The following is a 23,904-nucleotide window of genomic DNA, read 5'->3' on the forward strand; positions in this document are numbered from 1 at the left end:
GAACGGGGGAAACATGCGGGTATTTTGTCGGGAATGTGGGGAGTTGGGGCGCATCACCAAGACGCACCGTCTGAGCCGTGACACCGCCGATCTGTATTGCCAGTGTACGGACGCGGAATGCGGACACAGCTGGGTGTCCCAGATGTCATACAGCCATCCGTTGAGCCCATCGGGGCGCACGACCAGCCAACTGGCCTTGAGCCTTATCAACTCACTCAGCCCGGATGGGCGGCAGACCCTGCAGCGTGAGCTTAACCTAGGGCAATGAAGAAGGGGGGCATCATGCACCCCTTTTCTTTACGCTTATCAACTGCCGCGCTTCGCTTGCCGGCCACAATAAGATAGGTTACAGACTGCGCTAGTTACCTATCTTCTTATGGCTCAATTCATTAATTGGTATAAGTAAGTGGGCCCTCCATGGGTCCTTTACTTTGATGGAGAGTTGTATGGGCTACGGATATGTGGCGATTAGTGCTGCTAAGCTATGTAAGGATAAAGCCATCACGCCTCGTGAGGCTTGGGAACAGGCAGCAAAAGAGCACTTCGCAAATGTTTCTGCTCAGAGAAAAAATAGCCCAAAAAGTACATTTTTGGGGCTCTGCAGTGAAGGTCTGATTCAGGATATTTGTAAAGGTAGTTATTCACGCTCAATTCTGAACCGTGACTATGCAGTTAAGGCTGTGAATATCCTTCAATATGAATGTGATATCCCACCTAGTTCAAGCGTTCTCTGGAACAAAGTAATGGCCACGGCTGAAAGAAAGATCCTACCAAGCAGCCAGATGGACGTTGTTTTGGCTCTGTGGGGTGCAGGTCTGATTCAAACCTGATTGAGTATAATACCTTTTATGGTAATTCAGGCTCAGTCATTTCAAGCTTTTAGGGTGCAATGGAACAAACAATGTTCTTCATAAGCAAATTATATATGGGTGATATCAAATTGAAATTATTCAAGTTGTAGTCGCCAGCACCATGAGCCGTCTTCAACTGCCGCGCTTCGCTTAGCTGCCACCTGGGCAGACCACGCTAGCCCCTCTTATTCAGGGGACCTTATCCAGTAGTAATAGAGGGTAACATCTTGCCGTGCTCAGAAAGGATTGAGTTCACAATGGAGAATGTTTTAGCAAAAAAACAAGTATGATGCCGACTCCCCACCCAGTCATAGCACTACTCAATATAATAACGATAATAATAGCAATTACTGATAAGGCATTCACCAAACTAAATCTCATCACAGATCCTCTCTCCATGGTCAGCCACAGAGTATCGGTGTTATCTATTATCTTGGTTGGTCGGTAACCATTAGAGATTTAATGTTAGCTCGAATTGATCAAAAAAAGCCGAAATCCTGCTAGGGTCTCGGCTTTTTCAGAAAATATATACATTACTTAAGTTTAGTAGAATCCAGCGTTTTCTGATGGGCTGCTTCTGATGCTTTCTTTGCTTCTATCGCAGCTTTTTGGGCATCTTCGGTCTTACCTGCATGGTGAAGCTCAGCCGCTTTTTTGTGATGTTTTGCTGCGGTTTGATGCATTTTGGCAGCATCCTCGTGAGCTTTCACAACGTCAGTCGTTGTTGCTGCCATGGCGAAAGAGGACGTACCCAGCATCAGGGCTAAAGCAAACGAAGTTTTTTTCATAGTAAATTCCTTTTATTGATGAAGGCCATATTAATTGGCTCAAGATCGAATAGACTATGAATGGCGTTCAAATGGAACACTCTTTGCTGAAAAACATGAAGTTGATCACATCTTAGACGTGATCAACTTGGTATCGATAAAGCTAGTTATTGGCACACAAGCTAGAGGGCGCTTCTTAACATTGAAAAGCAAGGCTCTATCTATATGAAGATCAAGAATGAAGATATTTTATTTTTAGAACAAGCACTTATAAAAGCAGAGGCTGAGTTGCTCGCTTGGAACAAGCGTAGGCTCCATAGCTCGTCAAGCGCAACTATATCTCGTATCTATGTAGAGTCTTTGCGACAGGAACTAGCGACTTTGCGGCAACAACGAATGTCAAAATGAACCGTCTGGATTTTGTAGGTCTGTTTGCCTATACGGTCATTTTGGCGGTGTAAAGCTTCAATCTTTTACGCTGGAGGAAAGATGCACATCGATGTCCATGCTGCGAAGCACATCTTGGATGAGCAGCAGAAAAAATTTGATATGGAACTCAACGCTATGCGCTTGGCGGGTAAGTCATTCGAAGAGCTTGAGGCCAAGAGGAAAGAATTCCTAGACGTATATCAAGCATGCACTCGAGAAGCGCTTAAATTTGTCCGGCTTTACCGTGATGAGTAGCGTTTAGTTCGTCAGGGGATCCATAAAGCCTGACTGCGGATAACGTGTTTTATGGTAAGCACGGCTCTGCTTTCTTTCCTTCTCCGGTCCAGTTATGTCAGCAGCCGATCCGCCACGAATGCGACGGTGTCGCCGCCGTCCGGTGTCATTGCATCGGCCTTGTTCATCAGGTGAGTAATTAACGCCTCTCGATGCTCTGGGCGAGCGTCGGCCAAGCGAGCTCTAGTTGTCTCTGCGATGAGGTGGTGCGTATCTTGTTTACGAGCAGGAAAGCGCGGCACCATCAGCGGGTGCCCCGAAAAACTCGGCATTGCCGATTGCCTCCCGGTGGTGCTCGACTGGCGGTTGTGGCCACGTCCGCAGATCGATGGTATCGCGCAGCCGGTCAAGCTGGGCGCTGGCTGCCTCGGCGTCACCGTCCCCCAGGGCATCCAGCAACACCAGGGCATCATCGGCGCCGGTGGCTGTCATGCTGGCCAGCCAGGCCGCTGGATCTCCCGACTGGGCCAGTAGGCCCCGCACATCCTTGAGCTCTGCCCGACGTTTTGCCTCCCGGCGCCTGGCTTCGGCTTCAATTTGATACGGTGATGGCTCGTTTGGTGATTCGAACGGGTGCCGTTCGGTCACTTTCAACTCGCCACCCCGGATGTAAACTGACCGGTCCCCCGTTCTGACAATCAAGCCGCGCCGGACCATGGCCACTTCTTCATCACATAGCCCCAAATGGAATATATTTGCTCCTCTCAATGGATCCTCTTTAGATCCTCGGAGATCGTTGCGTACAGTTGTTGCCAGAGCTCCAAGGGGGGAAAGACCCTCGCGTTGCTCGCAAACATTTAACTCGCGGGGCTCGCCCACACCAACAGACACCCCAGCCGGAGCCCCTGGGGCTGTGTGTGAGCCACATTTACGGAGCACCCATTCCCCTGAGCGGGTTTGCTGGATAAGGCCGTCAGTGGCCCGCACGCCAACAAGCTTGGTTTGCAGTTCGCCGTACTGGTTGTAGTGCTCGGCAAGGGCGGTGCGATGGATACTTAGGGGGCGTTCATCACGCCGGCAACAGGGGCCGCCCATGGCCTGGGTGAAGTTCTTCCAGTCCACAGCGTCGGCATAGCGCCGGCACTCTTCCATCACTGGGCTGGCCAGTGGTGCAACGGGGATCCCCTTGGCCTCTTGCAGGCGGCCAGGCAGGCGGCGCAGTTCGCGCCAGATCCCGACCGGTGGGCCCTTCAAGGGCTGGAACTGGCGTAACCCCCAGAGCGAGGCCCAGGCCCGCACCCGGCGGGCGCCTTCGGTGGCGGCGGTTTCGGCTTCCAGGTCGCCCTCGTCACCGACCCGGTGGCCGTCGATGTTCTTGGCGATGTACTTGACGATATAGCCCACAGCGCCGCCTTTCTCAGGGTCCATCACCTTCCAGTCAAATCGCGGTTTGATATCGCTATAGGGTTGCTTGCTGTCGGGGTGGCGCTTGCGCACCAGGTCATCCTTGTCATGGCTCAGGGCGTAACGTTGCAGGATACCGATCAGGCGGTGCTGGTATTCTGGCTTGACCCAGATGAGCAAATGCCAGTGGGGCGTACCATCGTGATGGGGCTCGACTACCCGAAAGCCGAAATAGTCGATGGGGTCTTCCATCAGGAATTCCCCCCGCAGTGATAAGTTGCGATCGAGGGCAGAGCGGCAGCGCTTCCACAGCTCGCTGATGTAGTGCTGCGCATCGCGGGGGGAGGAACCATCGTGCTTGGGGTTTTCTGTTGTGCTGTCGGCCTTGCCGGCTTGGGAAGCCTTCACCGTCTTCCAGGGGTGAAAACGGCTCGGTGCTGTCCAGGTGAAGAACAGGCCCACATAACCCATCTCGTCAGCCACATCAGAAAAGCCCCGGGCCCGCACTACCAGTTCATGGCGGCGGTTCTGTGGGTTGGCGATGGAGGCTTTCACTGCATCTTCCAGACTGATGATGATGTCATCCTGGGTGTTATAGGCTTCCATGTCTTTGAGCCAGGCGGCGGCCATCCGCTGGCGCTCGATAAAGGCTTGCAAGCCCTGACTTGATACGTAGGCCGAGACCCCCTTGCGCACTTTGCCGAGCAGGATGGCGCAGTGCTCGTTGTACTGGTCCCATATTTTGCGCAGGCGCCTGACCCACCACTTGGGATCAAGCCAGCGGATAAGGTGGTGGGTAATGAAATCGTCGCGGCTGGCGGCCGTTCTGAACTTGGGCATGCGAGGCAGCATGCCCCAGGCGGCCAGCGGTTGGCGGCACACCTTCCACAAACGGATCGCCGGTACCTGCTCAGCACCGAAATCGGTGGTGGCATTAAACAGCCGGGTAACCCGCTCGACGTAGTTGACGGCCAGGCGTTCGCGGCTCTCCTTGGTACGCAGTGATTCGAGGGGTTCGGGAATGACGTTCTGTACCTGGCGCAGAGTGGTGATGCGGCTTGATAGCCAGCGGTTGGCCTCCTTGCTGATGGCCACCCCTTTGAGCACATCAGGGGCACGGCGGGCGCAGTAGCCCACGAACAATTCGGCGATCAGCTCTCTGGGCAGTTCTACCCCAGGCCCGCCGTTGGCGCGGGGGATGGGACGCTCCAGCAGGTCAAGCGCCCAGTCCAAATCGTAGGCCCCCTGGATCTCGACGAAATAGGAACGGATGGCGGCTATCTGGCTATCGAGATCCTGCGCGGCGGCTGGACGGCGAGCCGGTGGGAGGCGCGAATGGTTCAGGGAGCACAGCGACACGCGCCGGGCTCCCATGATGTTTCGTGCCAGGGCTTTGACGGCTGCGGCCAATTTCCAGGCAGCGGGCTGCTTGGGTGGGATGGGCTTGGCGTCGAACAGCTCGGCGTAGTAGTCCCGCATCAGAACGGCAGCGGCTCATCACAGCGCAGATGGGCAAGATACCGCTCCTGGTGAGCAATGGTATCCAACGCTTTCATGCGGTCGCGGCGCGTCCATCTGCATTCAAAGAGCAGGCGGCACAAGGCGAATTTTGGTGCTGGCAGGCGAGCCTCCCGCAAGGCAAGGAGCTGGCGCTGACACTGACGAAGGGCTTCCAGCTGTACCTTGGCAATGAATGACAAGGCGGCAATGTCGGCCTCAAGCTCCGCGTGCAGCGCTGAAAAATCCGGGGTGTTCTCGGTCATCTGATCACCTCGCCCAGTCCATGCAGTAGGGCGCACTCTTCCCACCAGTTGCCGATCTCGATGGCAAGTTCTGTATCCCCCTGACCGAGCGCTTGCCAGTAGATAGAACGGATCGCCCCCAGGGCCAGGAGCTCTGGGGCAACATCAACAGCAAGGTATTCCGCACGGTAGGTCAGCCAGTGGATGTACAGACTGCTGCGCTGTTGGCTCAGCTCACCGGCTTCGGTGTCCTCATCGTCTCCACTGTCATCATCCAGCAGCGCATCTGGGCGGCTTGTGGCCACAAGCTGGATCTGGATGTGTTGCGGGCCTGAATACACGCTGCCCATACAAACCCGATTGTCATCAGCCCGGGCTGCGAACATGTCAGCCAACATTCCCTCGATCAGCTTGGGTGCCTGGCTGGCGATCTTAATTGCGTCGCTCATGCTGCTACTTCCTGCTCGATGCGGCGGGCGTGTCTGCGGCCCTCAATTCTGCCGACCATGTCTAGCAACTGCTGACGGACGACGACAAGGCCATAATCAGCAGCTAAGTCAATCAGGGCCTCCAGGGCCACCCTGATGCAGAACAGCTCAGCATCGGACATTGATGGCCGGTATGAACTGATGACGGTGTTGGCCGTCGAGCAGATCCCGGCTGAGAGCGCAGACATATCCATAGCATTTCCCTCGTAGTGGTTATCAATGAACCCCCACGCATAGAGGCTCAGCGATAAGGCCGGCGAACCGGCCAGGTGTTATTGATTGAGCGAGTTGACGGTATTAGCGGTTGGGACCACTTGGCAGGGGGCCTGCACCGGTCAGCAACCAGAAGGTGTGCACCATCAGCTCAGGGTGATTGGCAACCTTCAAGAACAGCCCACCGCCGATCTCGCGATAGCAGAGCTCGTAGTTTTTGAGGGTGGTAGGCGGGATCCCCAGCTTTTCGGCGAACTTGGGACGACTCAGCCCTAGGATTTCGCGTAGGTGGCGCAGACGAACACTGGCCTCAATGTTGAGATCAGATATGGACTCAGAGGTGTTAGGCATGGACATGGCGGTGGCTCCAGTAGTGGGCGATGGCGTTGAGATGGCAATGGGTGTCGAACCAGCGCACTGCGACGCGGGCGTATTGGCGTTCGACGTAGCTATGAGCTCGTGCGGACGGTATTGGCACCCAGGCAGATAGCCGTAAGACCAGCAGGGTGCAGCGCACCCCGTGGCCAGCAGCGCGGGGGCTGATGGGATGGAAGGCCATCACAGGCCCCCTTTGTGGTGGTTGACCAATGCCCACAGGCCACCCCACGCCATGGCGGCGGGGCGTTCGGCGACGGCGATACGGTCAGGGTTCGTTTTGAGGTGGCGACCAGCGTTGCCCGCCATCTTGCGGTTTTGGAGCCGAGCATTGCGGACGGCGTGACGAATAGGTAATATGTGCATGTCAATACTTCCTGAACAGACTTGTTGATAGGAACCCCGTTAGGCGTTTGCAGCGCCGTTGACCGGGGTTTTTTCTTGCCCGCAATTTGCGGTTTGTGGGTTATTGACCAGTGTCATCAATAAGCCCTTACTCTTCGCCAGCCGCTCGGCCGGCCCGGTTTCCTCTCTTGGTTTTTCTTCTGATTGCAGCTCTGGTAGGCAGCCGGTATGCCACTCATATTCCGACATGCGTCCATGGAAGAGATCCTGTAATCCGAGGTCTATCACCGCCTGACGAATGGCCTCTTTGTCGGCCCGGCCGATAGGCAATACTTCCCTTGCAAACGTGAACGGCAACTGGGCGGTAAAGCAGATAGCTTCACGTTGCTTCTGGCTTGCCTCGCGCCAGTAGCGTGGGACTTGGGACTTGCTCTGTAGGAGTTTGGCCCGGAGCAGGGCCGGATAATCTTCGCGGGGGTTCATAAAGCAGGCTCCAACCCTAACCAACGTAACCACCCTTCGCGGATTTCTTTGGGGCGACTTTCGAATGCCTTTTTCATTCCTGCATTCCATGCAGGCAGGTACACCCAGTATTCGGCCCGCGAGGAGGGGTTGTGCGGATCCTTCATTTCGATGACCGGTACCTTTCCTTTTTCAATCATTCCTCGTACAGCCTTTTCAGATTTACCAATCATCTTCGCGAAAGCTTGGCGAGATACGACGTCCGATGGACTGATGATTGGGTCCGCCACCACCCACATCGCGCTAACTGGCTGGTCATTTTTGATTGATGCATTCATCTGATATCCTCTCCGGTTAGCCTTCTAATGGGCCACAGTGGACTGTAATGGGCTTAAATGGTGGTGGTTGCTTATCGCCACTAAAGTTGTTGATTAGCCATAAGATAGAGGATACGCAATTTATGTCAATAGGGATTAAGGAGAAACTGGCGTTAGTCAGGGAGTCTGAACGTCTAAATAAGAAGGATTTCGCTGAGATGACTGGAGTTGTGTATAGCACTTATGTGTATTACGAAAACGGGCGTAATGCCCCTTCGGCTGAGGTTGTGATGAAGATCTTTCAGCATCCACGATTACAAAAATATGCGCTCTGGTTCTTGACCGACCAGGTCGCACCTGAATCCGGTCAAATCGCGCCGGTTCTCGCACACTCTGGGCAAGACGCAACAACCTCGCCACACTCAGACCAGAAGACTGGCTAACTGTTCACCTAGCGTTTTTATCATTCATAAATGCGCAAAGTATCAGCTGTGAGTCGCTAGGAAATGTAAGCAGTACCGGAGGGCTTCATCATGTCGATTAAGAAGCTCGATGATGGTCGGTACGAAGTGGACGTGAGACCGCAGGGTCGTAAGGGAAAACGGATCCGGCGGAAGTTTTTCAAAAAGCACGAGGCAACCGCATTTGAGCGGCATGTGCTGGCAAATCAGCATGACAAAGCTTGGCTCAGCAAGCCAAAAGATATTCGCCCCTTGTCTGAGCTGATCCGTCAGTGGTGGCTCTACTTCGGGCAGAACGCCAAGTGGGGTGCCAGGAATAAAAAGATGTTGGAGCGAGTGGCAGAGGGACTGGGCTTTGTTTGTGCGTTTCAGATAGATGAGTCGAGCATCGCAGCCTATCGTGCAAATCGCCTGCTGAGTGGTAACAAGGCCAGCACAGTGAACCGTGAGATCGCCTGTTTAAGCGGGATGTTTAGCTTCTTGATAACGGCGAAGCTGTTTCATGGTGACAACCCTCTGAGTGCTGTTCGCAAGTTGAAGGTAGCCCCCACGGCCATGAGCTATCTAACCTCCCCAGAGATAGCCTCACTTTTGGAGATCTTGTCCGGGGATAACTTGAAAATTGTGGTGTTCTGTTTGAACACAGGCGCACGGTGGAGCGAAGCGGCAGGTCTGCTGGCCGAACATGTAATCAACCAGCGGGCTATTTTCATTGAGACCAAGAATGGCCGCAAACGAGTAGTGCCTATCTCGGAGGAGGTGGAACAATTCATCATGGGTAATGGTACTAGCCTGCTTTTTTCCCAGGCAAACTATTTCCTTATTAGGGAGGCACTTCGGACAGTGAAGCCAAACATTCCGAAAGGCCAAGCGTTGCATATTTTGAGGCACACCTATGCGACGCATTTCATGATCAATGGGGGCAATATCATCACGCTACAACGGATTTTGGGGCACGCTAACATTCAGCAGACCATGACGTATGCGCACTTTGCTCCTGACTACTTACAAGATGCGGTAAGGCTAAATCCTCTGGGAGGTAAACTCGCCATGTTGTGACCACATCGCGTCCACACTCAGATGGTTTTACATGGGCACCAATGGGCCCCAATGCAGTAAAACCGGAAAGCTCGGCAGGTAATCTAAGCCGCGGGCACAATACAAGGCCACCGGACGGTGGCCTTGGTTTTTTACCCTGTAGACGACAGGCGCCTGACTCACTTAGAGATAAAAGGCCTCAACGGTGCCTTTCAGGGTGATCAGAATGGGCTGACCGCGGCGATCCAGCGCCTTGGGGGAGGGGATTTTTACCCAGCCTTCGCTGATGCAATACTCTTCGACGTTGGTGCGCTCTTTGCCATTGAGTCGAATACCAATCTGGTGTTCGAAACAGGCGGCGACATGGTGCGGGCTGCGCGGGTTGCCTGCAAGGCGATCCGGCAGTGCCGGCTTGGTGTTGGTATCGCTCATCAATATGACCTGAAATGGATAAAAAGTGCGTCATTGTAGAGAATGCCGCCATGGCATTCAAGGTGGCCATAATGCGTGCAACAACCCCCTCTTCCATGCTGGATGCGAGACGGAACCTGCGTATTCATGGACGATGCGGCCTTCATCTTCCGTCACCGCCAAGTCGCAGACCTGCCGGCTTCTGGCTGCTGTTTCATGCTTGCGATCATGCCCAACTGTGTATCACCTGAGCTGTGCTTCGCTTTGTTTTCTGAAGGCGCTGGGCGTTAGGCCGGCATCATGAAGTATCGTTTCTTGCTACTCATGCTGATATGTCCGGTCGCACTCGCTGACGCCGTCAATATCCACCAATTCCCCAGGGGGACGCAGGGTATTTTGTCGGTAGAGCGTCTGACCCAGGGGAAACTGTTGTGGCTACAGGGGAGGGTTGGTGAGGGGAGCTATACCCGTGTTGATGGCGAAGGGCGTCACTGTACGATCAAAGTGCCGGTTGTCGTGGGTAGTGTTGCGAATACCGGGCTGGGGATAGACGCTGTGGAGGGGTTGTCAATCATTGTGATGAATAAGCGGTTAAGCGAGGCCTTAATCAAGGGGGAGCGCATTAATAGCAACGAATGGCAGTTTGTTGCGCTGGCGGAGCATCGTGTCGCAGATGGTTACATAGTAAAAGGCATAGCGGCAGATGAAGGATTCGTGCTCAATTCAAAACGGCGCTGGATTTCCTGGCTATTGGATGAGACGCCCATGCTGCATTGTCAGTAACCGCATAGTAAAACACCGCCTGTGGGCGGTGTTTTACTATGGGCTTTATTGGGCCAGGGATTTCAGTTGCTGCTTGTCCGGCGGGTTATTCCAGTCGATGGGGCCGTGAGTGAAGCGGTACTGCAGGCGGGGCAGGCTGGTCTCCAGCCACTCTTCCCGAAAATAGGCATAGCCCTGATCCCAGTCAGGATCGTTCGCCCAGCCGGTTTGCAGGAAGTAGAGCCGGGTGCCCTGACCTTCCGGCACGAACCGCAGGCTGACCTGGGTCTTTTGCAGGCGAATGTGGGGCAGGGAGGGCGGGAAATTCCAGCTGAAGCTGAGCAGGTCGTGGGGCATGACGGCCATCACCCGGCAGCCTTCGCTGCCACGTTCACCCAGTGGGGCATCTGGTCTGAAATAGATCTCGAACGGACCATTCGGTTCGGGCACCATCAGACATTCCGGCGCCAGGAAGCTGCGCAGGCCGCTCTCGGTTGTCCAGGCACGCCAGACATCGTCGATATGGGCCGGAACAAAGATGTTACCTTCTATCTGCTTGTTATCCATAAATCAGCGAGCCTCAAACCATCCATACATGGGACTCAGGCAGTATAGCCCCACGGGCGATAAAATGGACAGAGGTGTGTCACATCCGTGCCATCCGTCGGCCAGCCATGCTGGCCTGGCAATTTGACATGATGTGGCGATCCATCGACAGTGGTGCCAGGTGATCATAGTGACGAGGAAGGCTTGATGATCAGAGTGATGCGAGAGACAGACACTCCCTACTTGGCGCAGTTGTTTCTGAAAGGGCGGCGTCAGACCTTTCACTGGGTAGATCCTTCCCACTTTCGGCTGGAGGATTTCGACGAGCAGACCCGTGGCGAGCAGATCTGGGTGGCCGAACAGGGCGGTACCCCCTGCGGATTTGTCTCCGTCTGGGGCGATGAGAGCTTCGTGCATCATCTCTATGTGTCGGCCGACTGGCATGGTCAGGGGCTGGGGCGAGCCCTGCTTACCCGGGGATTGGCGGCGTTCCAGAAACCGGCCTCGCTCAAGGTGGCGACCCATAACACGGCTGCCCTGGCCTTCTACCATCGCCTGGGCTGGCAGAACACGGAGGAGACGGGTCACTGCGAGATCACTGGCCCCTGGCGTCGACTTAGCCTCGAATAGCGCTCGTCAGCGGCAGCTGAAAATGAGGATGACGAATGTCAGGGGCAATGGGCCCCTGACGACAATATATAGCGCCAATCGTCTACCTTGAGTCTCGTGTGGGTGGTATGGGTTTTAACAGCCGTGGCCAATTGTAAAAATAGCTGACACAAGTGTGATGAGAAATATACCTAGGCAGTCCATGCCTATTTGCCTGGTCGGTATGGGGGAATTGTGCCGAGCGTGATCAGCTGGCCTTGCGCAATGACCAATAGATGAATAAAGTTGCTGACATATTCAGCCAATAGTTTTTGTTAAGAAAGTGACAGCAGCTATAAAATCATTATGTTGTTATCAGACAGGCATGCTATTCTCAAGCTGTGTTATCCCTGTGACAAACAAAAATAATTCTGTGAGGAAGTAATGAACGAGTTTCTTAAAGTTCTGCTGAACATTCGCAGCCTGCGCGCTGCCATACGTGAATTGCCGTTTGAACAGCTGCAAGAAGCGAAAGAAAAGTTTGAGCTGGTATATAACGAGCGTGCCGAATCCGTTGAACAAGAGCGTGCCGAACAGCAAGAGCGTCAGCGCAAGCTGAGCGAGTTCACTGAAATGCTGCAGCAAGCCGGTATCGACCCGCGCGAGCTGATCAACAGCGCCGCTGCACCGGCTGCCGCTGCTGGCGCGACCAAGAGCAAGCGTGCTCCGCGTCCCGCCAAGTACAAGTATCAGGAAGACGGCCAGGAGAAGACCTGGACCGGTCAGGGCCGTATGCCGAAAGCCATTGCCGAGCAAGTTGCGCTGGGCAAGGATCTGAATGATTTCCTGATCTGATCCATTGGATCTGTCATGAATGATGCCGCCCGCGAGGCGGCATTATTATTTGTGCTCACCAAAACTCTCTCCTGTCAATTCCCCACTCATTTTGTACAACCCCGTTTGTCGTCGTGTGACGCATCACTTCAGTCCATGTGTTTGCCTCCTTTATTGGCCGATTAATTGTGATCCGTCCGCATCTGGGTGGTGATGTTGCGCTCTATTTTATTGCAGCACGCTTGTCGACCACTCGTGAGAGACAATCTGCTGGACTCATATAGCCCGGTACATATTCTTCTCTGTCATTCCCCAGAAAATTAGGGGGCATTAAGCTGCCCGCAAGCAAGCCGCGCTTCTTTTTTACTCATTGGGGTTGTCTGTGCCATTAAGCCAGCTGTTTTTCAGTTTTATCTGACGCAGCATAATGGGGGCCCGCTATACCGGTTGTTTATCATGGCTGGGGATATTTTCTTTATCCGCTGCGGATCCGGATATCCAGGATTTTCAATCTGAACGGATCACCCTAGTCGTACTGGTGTGACTAGGGGGCGGCATGGCAAGGGAAAGGCAGGGGCCATCAGGCTCCCGCAGGGGGAGCCTTCCTGGGTTCAACTGGCCAGCTGGGTATTCCAGAGCGCCTTGCTTGGCTGGACCTTGACGCTGTGCTGGCGGCGGGCCTCCACGGCATCGGCCAGCATGGCGAGCAGGGTCTGGGTATCGTCCCAGCACAGGCAGGCGTCGGTGACCGACTGGCCGTAGGCGAGCTCGTTCAAGGGCGCAGGCTTCTGGCTGCCCCCTTGCAGGAAGCTCTCGACCATGACGGCGGCGATGGCGTCGCTGCCTTCTCCCAGCTGACGACAGAGCTCCCCTGCCACCCGGATCTGATTCTTGTGCAGCTTCTGGCTGTTGCCGTGGCTGCAATCCACCATCAGGCGGTGGCTGAGACCCTGCCGCGTCAGGCGTTCGGCGGCATCCTCCACGTCGCTCTGGTGGTAATTGGGGCGTGTACCACCGCGCAATATGATGTGGCCAGCCGGGTTGCCTTCGCTCTTGATCACCACAATGCCGCCCTGACTGCCCGGCGCGGTAAACAGGTGGGAGGCTTCACTGGCCTGGATGGCATCGATGGCCACCCGGATATTGCCGTCCGTGCCGTTCTTGAAGCCGACAGGACAGGGCAGGGCCGAGGCCAGCTGCCGGTGCACCTGGGACTCGGTGGTACGGGCGCCTATCGCCCCCCAGCTGATGAGATCGGCCAGATAGAGGAAGCTGGTGGTATCGAGAAACTCGGTGGCGGTGGCCAGCCCCAGCCGGTTGATGTCGAGCAGCAACTGGCGCGCCAGCCGCAGGCCATGGCCTATGTCGTTGCTGCCATCCAGATGGGGGTCGAACACCAGCCCCTTCCAGCCGACCGTGGTGCGGGGCTTCTCGAAGTAGGTGCGCATCACTATCTGCAACCTGTCTTGATAGGCGTCGGCAAGCCGCACCAGCCGCTGGGCGTAATCGAGGGCGGCGAGCGGATCATGGATTGAGCAGGGGCCTATCACCACCAGCAGTCGATCGTCCTCTCCCGTCAGGATCTGGCGAACCTGCTGGCGATGGTGCGCGATCAGCGCCGTGGTCGGGGCGGGACAGGGATGAAGTGCCAACAGGTCGGCAGGAGTGGGGAGAGCCTCCACCGCGAAGGCGCGCATTACCGAGTTCAAAACTGCCATCTGGATTACCTTGTTGTGCAAACGGGAGTGAATGACGTGCGCGCGCTGCCCGACCCTTGAGGTCATGGCGAGGGTGCTGCAATGGGGCATCATCACTGTTTATTGTTGAGAGTGATTATCATTATCTTGTTGTCTGTCTCAAATGCAAGCACAACCGAGCTGATTACCAGAATGGGGGGCGAGGGGTAAAACGGGGGCGGGCAGAGAGCCATCAAGCCCATGACCGGCAGGCCATGAGCTTGATAATGGGAGGAAAAATGTGGGGGATCAGCTATCCATCACGTCGTGACGGGCATGGTGATAGGCCTCTTCATCTTTGCCTTGACGCCAGTAGGGCACGGCGTAGACGCGCGTGCGATCCACCTCCAGGGTGCGCCTGACATGACGGCGCAAGGGCACCACCAGCCCCTCTTCACCGCCGAACCAGAAGTAGCTTGCCTGCTCCCGCAGTGGCAGGGCGGTGAAATACGCCACCAGCGGCTCTGTTTGTTCGGGGGCGCCGATAAACCAGCGCAAGCTGACGCCGGCCGGCAGCGACAGAGCCTGCACATCTTCCTGATAGGGCACCAGCAGGGCGATATGGCCCTGGGCGTCGGCGGGCATCACCTCCGCCATGGCGCTGATGGCGGGCAGGGAAGTGAGATCCCCCGCCATGTAGTAGTGCCGGGCGGGTTGCAGCATGGGATCCGGGCCGCCCGGGCCCGAGATGGCCAGCAGATCGCCGGGTTGGGCCTCAAGGGCAAAGCGGCTGGCGGGGCCGGCATCGCCATGCAGCGCGAAGTCGATGTCCAGCTCCAGCGCCTCGCGGCGAAACGCCCGTATGGTGAAGGTGCGCATGATGGGGCGCTGGCTCGGGTCTTCCCAGCGCGGCCCTTGCGGGGTGGGCGTGGGCAGCACGGCATGGGCCTGGCCCGGCTGGGGCAGCATGATCTTGATATGGGCGCCGCCGCAGGTGAAGGGGTAGTCAGCGAGTTCCGGGCTGGTCAGGCAGACTCGGCGCAGGTGCGGGCTCACATCCCGGACGTGTTTGACCGTGAGCAGACGAGGACGATTGACCGGGGTGGGCTGAGACATATGGATACTCCTGACTGACAATAGCGCCCATTTTTCATGAAATGAAAACTATTATCAATTGCTTTGTGTGGCAGCCCGTCAGGAAAGGGGCATGAACAGGGAAGAAAAACGCCGCCTCTCATGACATGAGTGGCGGCGTAACGAGGCGTTGGGTTAGCTGCGATCGCTTCCCCCCAGCGCCTTGTAGATCCTGGCCATGGTATTGAGCTGTTCCTTTTGCTGGTTGAGCAAGGAGAGCTCGGCATCCCACAGCCGGTTCTGCTCATCCAACCAGGGTTGTACCCCGGTGGCACCGGCCTGGAAGCGAGCCTTGGCAAGCCGTTCCGCCTCTTTGGCAAACGTCAGCTGCTCGGCCAGATAGTTCAGGCGCTGCTCGCCGTGATGGCGGGCGGCCAGACCGTCTTCCACCTCGACCAGGGCGGTATAAAGCTGCTTGCGAAATTCGGTTTCGGCAATCTGGTAATCAAGCTCTGAGCTCGCGATGGAGAGCCGGGTCTTGTTGTATTCGAGGAAGGGCAGCGCCAAGGTGGCACCCAGAGTGCCCACCGGATTTTGCAATACCTGAGTCAGGGTGTCCGAGGTGCTGCTGGCACCGCCGGTAAGGCTCAAGCTGGGATAGAAACCGGTGCGGATCTCGTCCCCTTTCGCCAGGGTCTTGCGCAGGCGCAGCTCGGCGGCGCGCACGTCGGGGCGCCGTGCCAGCACATCCGCTGGAATGCCGACCGCCAGCGATGGCGCGGGCGTCGTCGTCAGTGCGGTCGGGGTAAATGGCAGCGGGCCACTGCTGCGACCGAGCAACAGCCGCAGTCCGTTGCGGGCCTGTTCCTGCTGCATCAAGAGCGAGCTGAGTTCCGCCTGCTTGCCCGCCTTCTGCTGGCTGGCCTGCACCAGATCGAGCCGGGTGATGGCGCCGGCCTGGTACTTGGCCTGGGTCAGCTGTTCAGCGCGGGTGTAGTTTGCCAGTTGCCGCTCGCCCAGGCTGACGGCCGAGCCGAGATAGGCCAGTTGCCAGTACTGCTCCAGCGCCTTGCCGATCAGCATCAGACGGGTGGCTGCCAGATCCTGGGCGGAAGCCTGGGCTTCCCAGCTCGCCTGATCCCGCGCCGAGGCGAGCCGGCCCCAGAGATCCACCTCGTAGCTGAGGGCCAGGGTGGGACCCATGCTGCTGCTGGCCTTGCCACTTTTCAGATCCTTGGTGCCATTGCCCCCGAGACTGGCATTGACCGAGGGGGTCAGGTTGGTATCGGCATAATCTGCGCCCAGCAGTGCGCTTCTGAGCCTCAGTCCGGCGACCTGCATGTCCGGGTTGGCGGCCAGTACGGCCTCCACCAGCTGATCCAGCGCCGGATCATGGAACCCTTGCCACCAGAGGCCGGCTTGCTGCCGGGTGAGACCGTCGTCCGGCTGCTGCCAGCTCGGGGCCAGCGCCAGATCTTGTCTGTGATAGGTGCTCTGCTGGCTGCAGGCGCTCACGCCTGCGGCAAGGGCGAGGCAGAGCCCCAGTCTTGATAAGTTGTGCATCGTCATTCCCTCGCCAGCGCCTCGACCGGATCGAGCCGGGCGGCATTGCGGGCGGGCAGGTAACCAAACAGAATCCCGATGAGCGAGGAGCAACCAAATGCCATCAGGATGGAAAAGAGCGAGAATTGCATCTGTATGCTCTCCACGAACAGGGAGAAGAGCAGGCCGATGAGCAGGGAGACGCCGACCCCGAGCATGCCGCCGAGCAGGCTCACTATCACCGCCTCGATCAGGAATTGCTGCAAGATGTCGGATTGGCGGGCGCCGACCGCGATGCGGATCCCTATCTCGCGGGTACGCTCCACCACCGAGACCAGCATGATGTTCATCACCCCGACCCCGCCGACGATGAGCGAGATCACCGCGATGGCGGAGACCAGCAGCGTCATGGTGGCTGTGGTCTTCTCCACAGACTTGATGATGCTGTCGCTGCTGAAGGTGAAGAAGTCCTTCACCCCGTGACGCTGGGTCAGCAGCTCGATGGCGGCTTGTTCGGCAAGGGCGGGTTGCACCCCGTCCTTGACCCGAATGGTGAGCTGGCTGAAGTGGTTCTGGGAGATGAGGCGGCTCATCACGGCGCTGTAGGGTAACCAGACATTGACCGACTGGCTGCTGCGGCCAAACCCCGTCTCCTCTTCGACCACGCCTATGATGCGCACCGGCAGGGTGCCAACCAGTACCACCTGGCCGATGGGATCTTCCTCGCCGAGCAGACTCTTTATGGTTTTGCCATCCACCACGGCCACCGCGGCCCGGTTCTGGATATCGCGCTCGTCAAACAGGCGGCCACTGGTGAGCTTCATCCCCTTGACCCGGAAGAAGTCGCTGCCGACTCCCACTATGCTGCCGCTGCTGGTTTTGTTGCGATAACGCAGCTGACCCGACGAGGCAATCTGGGGGCTGGCCCCTTCCAGATAGGGCTGGCCGAGCAGGGCATCGAGATCCCGCTTGTTGAGGGTCTGGATGCTGGCAGCCTTCTCGTCCCCCCAATCCTTGCCCGGGAAGATGTCGATGGTGTTGGTGCCCATGGCGTTGATCTGATCGATCACCTTGGCGCGGGTGCCCTGACCGAGTGCGACCACGCTCACCACGGCGGCTATGCCTATGATGATGCCTAGCATGGTGAGGAAGGTGCGCATGCGGTGGGCAAGCATGGCGTGCAGCGCCATGCGCCCCGCCTCGCGATAGCGATCCCAGTCGTTGCCACCGGCCCTGGCGGCGGGTGGTGCAGACGTGAGGGGGGCTGTGGCCGTGGCCGGTTTGCCGCTATCTTCCAGCACCCGGCCATCGCGCAGCGTGATGATGCGATCCGCGTGGCTGGCTACCGCCATGTCGTGGGTCACCAGTATGATGGTGTGGCCTTGGGCGTGCAGCTCCTTGAGGATGGCCATCACCTCCTTGCCGCTTTGGCTGTCGAGGGCGCCTGTGGGCTCATCCGCCAGGATCACCTCGCCGCCGTTGGCCAGCGCCCGGGCGATACTGACCCTCTGCTGCTGGCCGCCGGAGAGCTGGCCCGGGGTGTGATGGCTGCGATCGCTCAGGCCCAGCCGTGCCAGCAGGGCTTGGGAGCGCGCCTGCCGTTCGGGACGGGAGGCGCCGGCATAGACGGCCGGGATCTCCACGTTGGCGGCGGCATTGAGGTGTGGCAGCAGGTGGTAGCGCTGAAAGATGAAGCCAAAGTGGTGGCAGCGCAACCGGGCCAGGGAGAGGGCATCCAGAGTGGCTGTGTCCTGCCCCCGAAACAGATACCGGCCCGCGCTTGGACGATCGAGGCAGCCGAGCAGGTTCATCAGGGTGGATTTGCCTGAGCCGGATGCGCCGACGATGGCGATCATTTCCCCCGCCTCTATGGTCAGGTCCAGCGGATGCAGGACTGTGACCTCCTGCTCCCCGCTCTGATAGCGTCGCTCTATGCCCTGGAGCTGGATCAGCGGCTCGCTCACAGCATGATCTCCATGTCATCGTTGCTGACCGGCTTGCCCTGGTTCAGGGTGACCTTCTCCTGCTCGCTCAGGCCGCTGACCACTTCCACCTTGATGTCATCCTTCATGCCGGTCTTGATGCGGCGCGTCTCTTTCTGATCGTCATCCTTGAGCAGAGTGACCTCGTACTCGTTCTCCCCCAGCTTCTTGCCAAGGGCCGTCTGCGGAATGGTCAGCACCTGCTTGCGCTCGCCGAGCACTATGGTGACTTGGGTGGTCATGGCGACCCGCAGGGTGTGGTCCGGGTTGGGCACGTCGAACAGGGCGTAGTAGTAGACGGCGGCATTGCTGGTGGCCGTGGTGCTGGTGGCCTGCTCGTTGATGTTGGTGGGGGCCAGCTCGACCGTGCGCAGGGTACCGTGATAGCGAGTGTCCGCATCTCCCATCAGGGTGAAGTAGACCGGCATGCCGGCCTTGACTCGAGTGACATCCGCCTCCGAGATCTGCGCCTTGACCGTCATGGTCTCCAGGTTGGCGAGCTTGAGCAGGGTCGGCACCGTCTGGCTGGCGGCAAGGGTCTGGCCCTGGCGGGTCACTATGCTGACGACTGTGCCATCCATGGGGGCCAGGATGCGGTTATAGCCCAGCTCCGTCTTGGTGCGATCCACCTTGATCAGCGCATTCTCGATCTCGGCCTGGGCGCTCTGCAACTCGGCCCGGGTGACCGCCAGCTGGGCTTCGGCGCTCTCCAGATCGGCGCGGGAGCTGGCTTCCTGCTTGAACATCTGCTGCTGGCGACGCCAGGCCAGCTCGTTTTGCTTGAGCTGTGCCTGCTTGATCTTGAGCTGGGCGCGGCGGCTGGCGAGATCTGCCTCGGCGGTCTTGAGGTTGTTCTGGGCGATCAGCGGGTCTATCTCGGCCAGCAGGTCCCCCTGCTTGACACGCTGTCCGGCCTCGACCGCCAGATAGGTCACCTGACCCGAGACCTGGGCACCCACATCCACCTGCTCTATGGCCTGCAGGACGCCGCTTGCCAGCACTGTCTGCTCCACATCCTGGCGGGTCACGGGCGCGCTCAGCACCGGTTCGGGGGCCTTGTTCGGCCAGGCCAGCCAGGAGATGGCAGCTAGCGGGAGCAAGATGAGCAGGGCAAATTTTCGCTGCTTGGGGGTTATGTTCATTTATCACCTGAAAGAAACGTGCGAAGGCGTGCAAGGGCAATATCCTGCAGCAAACGAGGCTTAAAAAACAGCGATGAATATGTAAGGAAACATGTAGATAGCCTTGTCATTACCGGCTTTGGCTGCCGTCAGGACTGTGGCTGGGTGGCGGCCCGGGTGAACAGGGGGGCGAGGTGTGAGGGAGTACGGCGAGAGGGAATAACGCGAGGTGATGCCCTGTTGGCAAGCGGCGCCCACCCGTGGGGTGGACGCCAGGCAGATCAGCCGACGGCCTTGAGCTGTTCGGCGTAGGGTTCGTGGCAGATCTGGATATCGATCGGCAGCTTGTAGATGAGCAGGCGGGCCAGTGACCCTTCCATCCAGTGGTGGCGGCTGCCCACCAGCAACAGATCCGCCGGGTGCGCGTCCAGCCAGCGCTTCAGGTCAGGCACCACGTCATCGACCACCAGACACTGGTAATCCACCGGGTGCTGCAGGGTAGTGATAAGCTCGCTGATGATGGCCTTGGCATCCAGGGTGCCCTGGGCACTGCGTTCCTCCTCGGACAGTGACAGGCTCTTGCGGCGCATCTTGCTGCTGTGGGTCAGGTGCAGCAGGGTCAATTCACTGCCCATTCCCTGTACCAACCGGCTTGCTTTGGCCAGTGTCTCCTGCTCGTAATCCTTGCCTTCCAGCAACAGCACAATATGGGTTGAGGTCATAAGCAGTTCTCCTTGGCATGGCGCGGGGCACCGGGGACAAATTGTCTGTCCCCTACCACTGTGTTCCCGCTATGTGTCGCATAGAACGAACCGGTTTTGCGCATTCTGGCGTCACTCTTTGTCGGTGATGCATCGCAAAGCCATGTTCGTTTACATCATCATAACAGACTGAGTTGAATGGAAAATGAAGGGAACCTCGCTTTTTGACGGTTCATTGGTCTGTTGGCAGTGAAAATCATGACAGGGCAGCATGTTTGCGCTGCGGATGGGCGCCAAAAACCAGGATCCTGTGGTTTTGCATCGATGAGATTAGGGGGGGGAGCGGTTTGGGTGGGGCTGGTAGGACTGGGCGACGAAGAGGGAGCCGGTTTTGACCGGCACCCTCTCATCTGAATTCAAGCCGGGTCTGAGGAGAGATACTGGGTCAGCCAGGGCAGCCCCTCTTTCTTGCGGCTGACGGCACCAGCCAGATGGGTCGGCTGCTCGGGTAGTATGCCGTTACTGGCGAAGTAGAGCAGGCTGCCGCCCTTGGCCAGATCGGTCAGCATCAGCACATAGGCATCCAGCTCATCTTGCTCCAGCCGGTCTTGCATGGCCTGCAGCAGCTCGGCCTGGCGGGTGTGGATCTGCGCCGGATCCATCACGCAGATCTGGCTGACATAGAGTTTGTAACCGGCGATCTGGTACGCCTTCTCATCGGCGACGAGCAGTTCTGTCATAGGGGAGTCACCGAGCTGGGTACGCCGCTCCAGCAGGGTCTGGGCGAAGGGTTCCAGCGCCAGCTCTGCCAGTGGCAGCAGTGCATTGACGGCGGCGCGATCACGGGCCGTGGTGGTCGGCGAGGTGAGGCTGAAGGTGTCGCTGATGATGGCTCCTAGCAGCAGGCGCGCCTGGGTGCGGGAGAGGGTGTCATAGCCCATCAGCTCCAGCAGCACGGTGGCGCTGCACCCTACGGCCCGGATCCAGGCATCGAGCGGGCCCCGGGTGATGAGTGTGCCTATCCTGTGGTGATCGATCAGCCCCTGCACGTCGGCCTCGGCCAGCCCCTCGGGCCCCTGCTCCAGCTCGCTGAAATCCACCAGAAACACAGATTTGTTGGCCACGCTGCCCTGCAGCAGGGGCGGGGCATCGACCCCGGCGGTTTCCAGAATGAAGCGGGTCTCGGCAATGGGCTCACCCAGGGCATAGGCCTGGGCCTGTCGACCCTGTCGATTGAGCCAGTCGGCGGTGACCAGGGCGGTACAGATGCTGTCGCTATCTGGGTTCTTGTGGCCAAACACATGGAGCATAAAGACATTCCTGACGTTGGAGGCTAGCCCGGCCGAGATTGCGATGACGCTGGTCGGGCCAGGGGCGCGGATAAGATGGCTAAACGGAGTGAGGGCTTGCCCCCAGTCTGGTTTCACTCTATGCACCTGTGCTACTTCTGGCAACCAGGCTGATCCGATCGCCCCTTGCTGCCCCCTGTCGTGCGGGTGGGCGGAGCCGGTCATGGTGAGCACCTTGTTGCAGACCCAGACCCAGACCCAGACCCATGCTCGGATCCTGCCCCAGGAACTTGGCTGCAGCTCAGGTGTGGTCCTGGCTACTGTTGGCGCCAGTGCCGGATCCGGGTCAGGGAGGCTTCTCAGAGGAGAAGGCCTCGGAAGAGAAAAAGAGCATGAGGCAATGAGGGCGGAGCAATAAAAAAGGGGTGTCCAACCCTGCGGGTCTGACTCTCCCTTTTACTGCCTGCCCGGACATGCTTGCTCAGGAGGCCAGCAGCTCGCGGGCATTGGCCAGGGTATTGTCCGTGATATGGTCGCCGCCCAGCAGACGAGCGAGCTCCTTGAGGCGAGCGCCCTGATCCAGTGCCTGCATCTGGGTCTCCGTGGTCTTGCCATCGGTGTGCTTGCTCACCACCATGTGCTGGTGGCCCTTGCCTGCCACCTGGGGCAGGTGAGTGACCACCATGACCTGAGTGGATTCACCGAGCTGACGCAGCAAACGACCCACCACGGCGGCGGTGGGGCCGCTGATCCCCACGTCCACCTCATCGAAAATCAGGGTTGGGGTCGAGACCTTGCGGGCGCTGATCACGACGATCGCGAGGCTGATCCGCGACAGTTCACCGCCGGAGGCCACCTTGCCCAGCGGCTGGATTGGTTGCCCCGGGTTGGTGGTGACCATAAATTCCACCCGATCGATGCCAAGCGGCGACAGGCTGCTCTGGGCATCCGGCCGCACCTCGATGGCGAAGCGGCCGTCCGGCATCGCCAGCTCGTGCATGCTGGCGGTCACCTTGGTGCTGAGTTCCTCGGCGTAACGCTGACGGCTCTGGCTCAGGGCCTCGGCGGCCTGCACGAAGGCGAGGCGGGCCTCGGCCAGTTCATCTTCCATGCCCTCGAGGCGCTCTTCATCAGAGTTGAGGCGGGCGAGATCACTGGCCAGATCCTGATGATGCAGGGCCAGCTCGGCTGGTTTGACATGGTGCTTGCGGGCCAGATTGATGGCTTTGGAGAGGCGGGCTTCCAGCTCGGTGAAGCGCTCCGGGTCCAGCTCAAGCCGATCCAGATAGCTGCGCAGCTCGCTGTGGCTCTCCTGCACGCCTATCATCGCCTCGTTCAGCATCTCCAGCACAGGGGTGAGCCGGCTATCCATGCCAACCAGACCCTCGGCTTTGTCGACGGCGATCTGCAACAGGCCGGCGATGGTGGTCTCTTCGTTGTCATAGAGCAGATCGAGACAGGCGCCGCACTCCTGCATCAGCTCGGTGCCGTTGGCGAGCCGCTGATGCTCTTCTTCGATCGACTCGAACTCTCCCGGTTGCAGGGCAAATTCGTCCAGCTCCTGCACCTGATATTCGATGAGCTGGCGGCGGGCTTCCCGCTGTTGCTGTTCTGCCTTGAGGCGATTGAGCTCGTTTTGCAGCTGGCGCCACAGCTGATAGTGCTGGCGCACTTCTTCCAGCAGCAGGTGATGGCCGGCATAGCCATCCAGCAAGCTGAGCTGGTAGTCGGGTTTGAGCAGGAGCTGGTGGGCGTGCTGGCCATGGACGTTGACCAGCAGTTGACCCAGGTTCTTGAGCTGGGTCAGGGGGACGGGCACGCCGTTGATGTAGCTGCGCGAGCGCCCTTCGGCGGAGAGTACCCGCCGCACTATGCATTCGCCTTCGTTGTCCAGCTCGTTGGCGGCGAGCCAGGCGCGGGCGGCCGGGTTGCCGTCCAGCAGGAAACGGGCGCTGACCTCTGTCTTGTCGCTATCGGGGCGCACCATGCTGGCCTCGGCCCGCTCGCCGAGGCAGAGGCCGAGCGCGTCTATGGCGATGGATTTACCGGCACCCGTCTCACCCGTGATGCAGGTCATGCCGGGTTGCAGATCGAGTTCGAGAAACTTGACGATGGCGAAGTTGTTGACGGTCAGCTGGGTCAGCATGGTCTCATCCTGTATGGGCCAACATTACTGTGTATGCATCCAGTATATACTGGTTTTACATACAGTAAAGAGTCGGCCCGCAACAGGATGGACAAGAGCGTTGAAA

General features: G+C 58.2%; 28 protein-coding genes. 8 read left to right on the forward strand and 20 right to left on the reverse strand.

The features are described from left to right. Positions 1-13: 13 nt before the first annotated feature. Positions 14-268 (forward strand): ogr/Delta-like zinc finger family protein, encoded by a 255-nt coding sequence (locus BN1128_RS24900; protein ID WP_082030466.1) that lies wholly within the window; start codon positions 14-16, stop codon positions 266-268. A 178-nt stretch (positions 269-446) separates the two neighbouring features. Next, on the forward strand, positions 447-830 hold the full coding sequence (locus BN1128_RS17625) for a DUF6979 family protein (RefSeq protein ID WP_042871125.1): 384 nt from the start codon (positions 447-449) through the stop codon (positions 828-830). Between the two features lie 554 nt (positions 831-1,384). Here the strand turns inward: BN1128_RS17625 and BN1128_RS17630 are convergent. Next, positions 1,385-1,639: a hypothetical protein gene (locus BN1128_RS17630; RefSeq protein WP_042871127.1), complete on the reverse strand. Its 255-nt coding sequence runs from the start codon at positions 1,637-1,639 to the stop codon at positions 1,385-1,387. Positions 1,640-2,107: 468 nt separating this feature from the next. Between BN1128_RS17630 and BN1128_RS17635 the strand changes: the two genes are divergently transcribed. After that, positions 2,108-2,302, forward strand: a complete 195-nt coding sequence (locus BN1128_RS17635; protein WP_042871129.1) for a hypothetical protein — start codon at positions 2,108-2,110, stop codon at positions 2,300-2,302. Between the two features lie 258 nt (positions 2,303-2,560). Here the strand turns inward: BN1128_RS17635 and BN1128_RS17645 are convergent, their stop codons facing one another. The 9 genes from BN1128_RS17645 to BN1128_RS17680 form a co-directional block, all read right to left on the reverse strand. Then, complete coding sequence (locus BN1128_RS17645; protein WP_052445535.1) at positions 2,561-5,164, reverse strand: replication endonuclease; 2,604 nt, start codon at positions 5,162-5,164, stop codon at positions 2,561-2,563. Next, the gene (locus tag BN1128_RS17650) at positions 5,164-5,448 is read right to left on the reverse strand and encodes a hypothetical protein (protein WP_042871133.1); all 285 of its coding nucleotides are present in this window, start codon (positions 5,446-5,448) and stop codon (positions 5,164-5,166) included. The genes BN1128_RS17645 and BN1128_RS17650 overlap by 1 nt, the downstream gene beginning before the upstream one ends. Beyond that, positions 5,445-5,876 (reverse strand): hypothetical protein, encoded by a 432-nt coding sequence (locus BN1128_RS26335; protein WP_244464618.1) that lies wholly within the window; start codon positions 5,874-5,876, stop codon positions 5,445-5,447. The genes BN1128_RS17650 and BN1128_RS26335 overlap by 4 nt, the downstream gene beginning before the upstream one ends. Next, the gene (locus BN1128_RS17660; RefSeq protein WP_042871135.1) at positions 5,873-6,109 is read right to left on the reverse strand and encodes a hypothetical protein; all 237 of its coding nucleotides are present in this window, start codon (positions 6,107-6,109) and stop codon (positions 5,873-5,875) included. The genes BN1128_RS26335 and BN1128_RS17660 overlap by 4 nt, the downstream gene beginning before the upstream one ends. A gap of 103 nt (positions 6,110-6,212) precedes the next feature. Then, positions 6,213-6,479 (reverse strand): helix-turn-helix domain-containing protein, encoded by a 267-nt coding sequence (locus BN1128_RS17665; RefSeq protein WP_042871274.1) that lies wholly within the window; start codon positions 6,477-6,479, stop codon positions 6,213-6,215. Then, the gene (locus BN1128_RS25590; protein WP_156140471.1) at positions 6,472-6,687 is read right to left on the reverse strand and encodes a hypothetical protein; all 216 of its coding nucleotides are present in this window, start codon (positions 6,685-6,687) and stop codon (positions 6,472-6,474) included. The genes BN1128_RS17665 and BN1128_RS25590 overlap by 8 nt, the downstream gene beginning before the upstream one ends. Next, a complete protein-coding gene (locus tag BN1128_RS17670) occupies positions 6,687-6,869 on the reverse strand; it encodes a hypothetical protein (protein ID WP_042871138.1) in 183 nt (60 codons plus the stop codon). The genes BN1128_RS25590 and BN1128_RS17670 overlap by 1 nt, the downstream gene beginning before the upstream one ends. A gap of 39 nt (positions 6,870-6,908) precedes the next feature. After that, entirely contained in the window at positions 6,909-7,331 is a 423-nt protein-coding gene (locus BN1128_RS17675) for a hypothetical protein (protein ID WP_042871140.1), read from the reverse strand. After that, positions 7,328-7,648: a Cox family DNA-binding protein gene (locus BN1128_RS17680; protein WP_244464619.1), complete on the reverse strand. Its 321-nt coding sequence runs from the start codon at positions 7,646-7,648 to the stop codon at positions 7,328-7,330. Before BN1128_RS17680 ends, BN1128_RS17675 begins: the two co-directional genes overlap by 4 nt. Positions 7,649-7,770: 122 nt before the next feature. Between BN1128_RS17680 and BN1128_RS17685 the strand changes: the two genes are divergently transcribed. Next, positions 7,771-8,070 carry a helix-turn-helix domain-containing protein gene (locus tag BN1128_RS17685; RefSeq protein ID WP_042871142.1) on the forward strand — a complete coding sequence of 100 codons (300 nt, stop codon included), beginning with the start codon at positions 7,771-7,773 and terminating at the stop codon, positions 8,068-8,070. Positions 8,071-8,160: 90 nt separating this feature from the next. Then, positions 8,161-9,147 carry a phage integrase gene (locus BN1128_RS17690; RefSeq protein ID WP_042871144.1) on the forward strand — a complete coding sequence of 329 codons (987 nt, stop codon included), beginning with the start codon at positions 8,161-8,163 and terminating at the stop codon, positions 9,145-9,147. A gap of 162 nt (positions 9,148-9,309) precedes the next feature. Here the strand turns inward: BN1128_RS17690 and BN1128_RS17695 are convergent, their stop codons facing one another. After that, positions 9,310-9,558 (reverse strand): DUF3297 family protein, encoded by a 249-nt coding sequence (locus tag BN1128_RS17695; RefSeq protein ID WP_042034019.1) that lies wholly within the window; start codon positions 9,556-9,558, stop codon positions 9,310-9,312. A gap of 279 nt (positions 9,559-9,837) precedes the next feature. On the opposite strand from BN1128_RS17695, the gene BN1128_RS17700 reads away from it, so the two are divergent. Then, a complete protein-coding gene (locus BN1128_RS17700; protein ID WP_042871147.1) occupies positions 9,838-10,320 on the forward strand; it encodes a hypothetical protein in 483 nt (160 codons plus the stop codon). 45 nt (positions 10,321-10,365) lie between these two features. Here the strand turns inward: BN1128_RS17700 and BN1128_RS17705 are convergent, their stop codons facing one another. After that, on the reverse strand, positions 10,366-10,866 hold the full coding sequence (locus tag BN1128_RS17705; protein ID WP_011706794.1) for an SRPBCC family protein: 501 nt from the start codon (positions 10,864-10,866) through the stop codon (positions 10,366-10,368). A gap of 186 nt (positions 10,867-11,052) precedes the next feature. Between BN1128_RS17705 and BN1128_RS17710 the strand changes: the two genes are divergently transcribed. Next, positions 11,053-11,475 (forward strand): GNAT family N-acetyltransferase, encoded by a 423-nt coding sequence (locus BN1128_RS17710; RefSeq protein WP_042871148.1) that lies wholly within the window; start codon positions 11,053-11,055, stop codon positions 11,473-11,475. A gap of 402 nt (positions 11,476-11,877) precedes the next feature. Next, complete coding sequence (locus BN1128_RS17715) at positions 11,878-12,288, forward strand: H-NS family histone-like protein (protein ID WP_042871150.1); 411 nt, start codon at positions 11,878-11,880, stop codon at positions 12,286-12,288. A 590-nt stretch (positions 12,289-12,878) separates the two neighbouring features. Here the strand turns inward: BN1128_RS17715 and BN1128_RS17720 are convergent. The 8 genes from BN1128_RS17720 to recN all read right to left on the reverse strand — a co-directional run bounded on the left by BN1128_RS17720 (position 12,879) and on the right by recN (position 23,798). Then, positions 12,879-13,985 carry a 3-deoxy-7-phosphoheptulonate synthase gene (locus BN1128_RS17720; RefSeq protein WP_042871278.1) on the reverse strand — a complete coding sequence of 369 codons (1,107 nt, stop codon included), beginning with the start codon at positions 13,983-13,985 and terminating at the stop codon, positions 12,879-12,881. Positions 13,986-14,252: 267 nt separating this feature from the next. Then, entirely contained in the window at positions 14,253-15,059 is an 807-nt protein-coding gene (locus BN1128_RS17725) for a siderophore-interacting protein (RefSeq protein WP_042871153.1), read from the reverse strand. 153 nt (positions 15,060-15,212) lie between these two features. Then, positions 15,213-16,586: an efflux transporter outer membrane subunit gene (locus BN1128_RS17730; protein ID WP_042871155.1), complete on the reverse strand. Its 1,374-nt coding sequence runs from the start codon at positions 16,584-16,586 to the stop codon at positions 15,213-15,215. Further along, positions 16,583-18,523: a MacB family efflux pump subunit gene (locus BN1128_RS17735; protein WP_042871157.1), complete on the reverse strand. Its 1,941-nt coding sequence runs from the start codon at positions 18,521-18,523 to the stop codon at positions 16,583-16,585. The genes BN1128_RS17730 and BN1128_RS17735 overlap by 4 nt, the downstream gene beginning before the upstream one ends. Continuing rightward, positions 18,520-19,683, reverse strand: a complete 1,164-nt coding sequence (locus tag BN1128_RS17740) for an efflux RND transporter periplasmic adaptor subunit (RefSeq protein ID WP_042871159.1) — start codon at positions 19,681-19,683, stop codon at positions 18,520-18,522. Before BN1128_RS17740 ends, BN1128_RS17735 begins: the two co-directional genes overlap by 4 nt. Before the next feature lie 260 nt (positions 19,684-19,943). Then, on the reverse strand, positions 19,944-20,384 hold the full coding sequence (locus tag BN1128_RS17745) for a universal stress protein (RefSeq protein ID WP_042871161.1): 441 nt from the start codon (positions 20,382-20,384) through the stop codon (positions 19,944-19,946). Positions 20,385-20,779: 395 nt separating this feature from the next. Beyond that, positions 20,780-21,673, reverse strand: a complete 894-nt coding sequence (locus BN1128_RS17750; RefSeq protein ID WP_042871163.1) for a DHHA2 domain-containing protein — start codon at positions 21,671-21,673, stop codon at positions 20,780-20,782. 460 nt (positions 21,674-22,133) lie between these two features. Further along, positions 22,134-23,798, reverse strand: coding sequence for a DNA repair protein RecN (gene recN / locus BN1128_RS17760; RefSeq protein WP_042871166.1), 1,665 nt, complete (start codon positions 23,796-23,798; stop codon positions 22,134-22,136). Positions 23,799-23,904 lie beyond the last annotated feature (106 nt).

The sequence above is a fragment of the Aeromonas piscicola genome (assembly GCF_000820005.1).
Classification (GTDB): domain Bacteria; phylum Pseudomonadota; class Gammaproteobacteria; order Enterobacterales; family Aeromonadaceae; genus Aeromonas; species Aeromonas piscicola.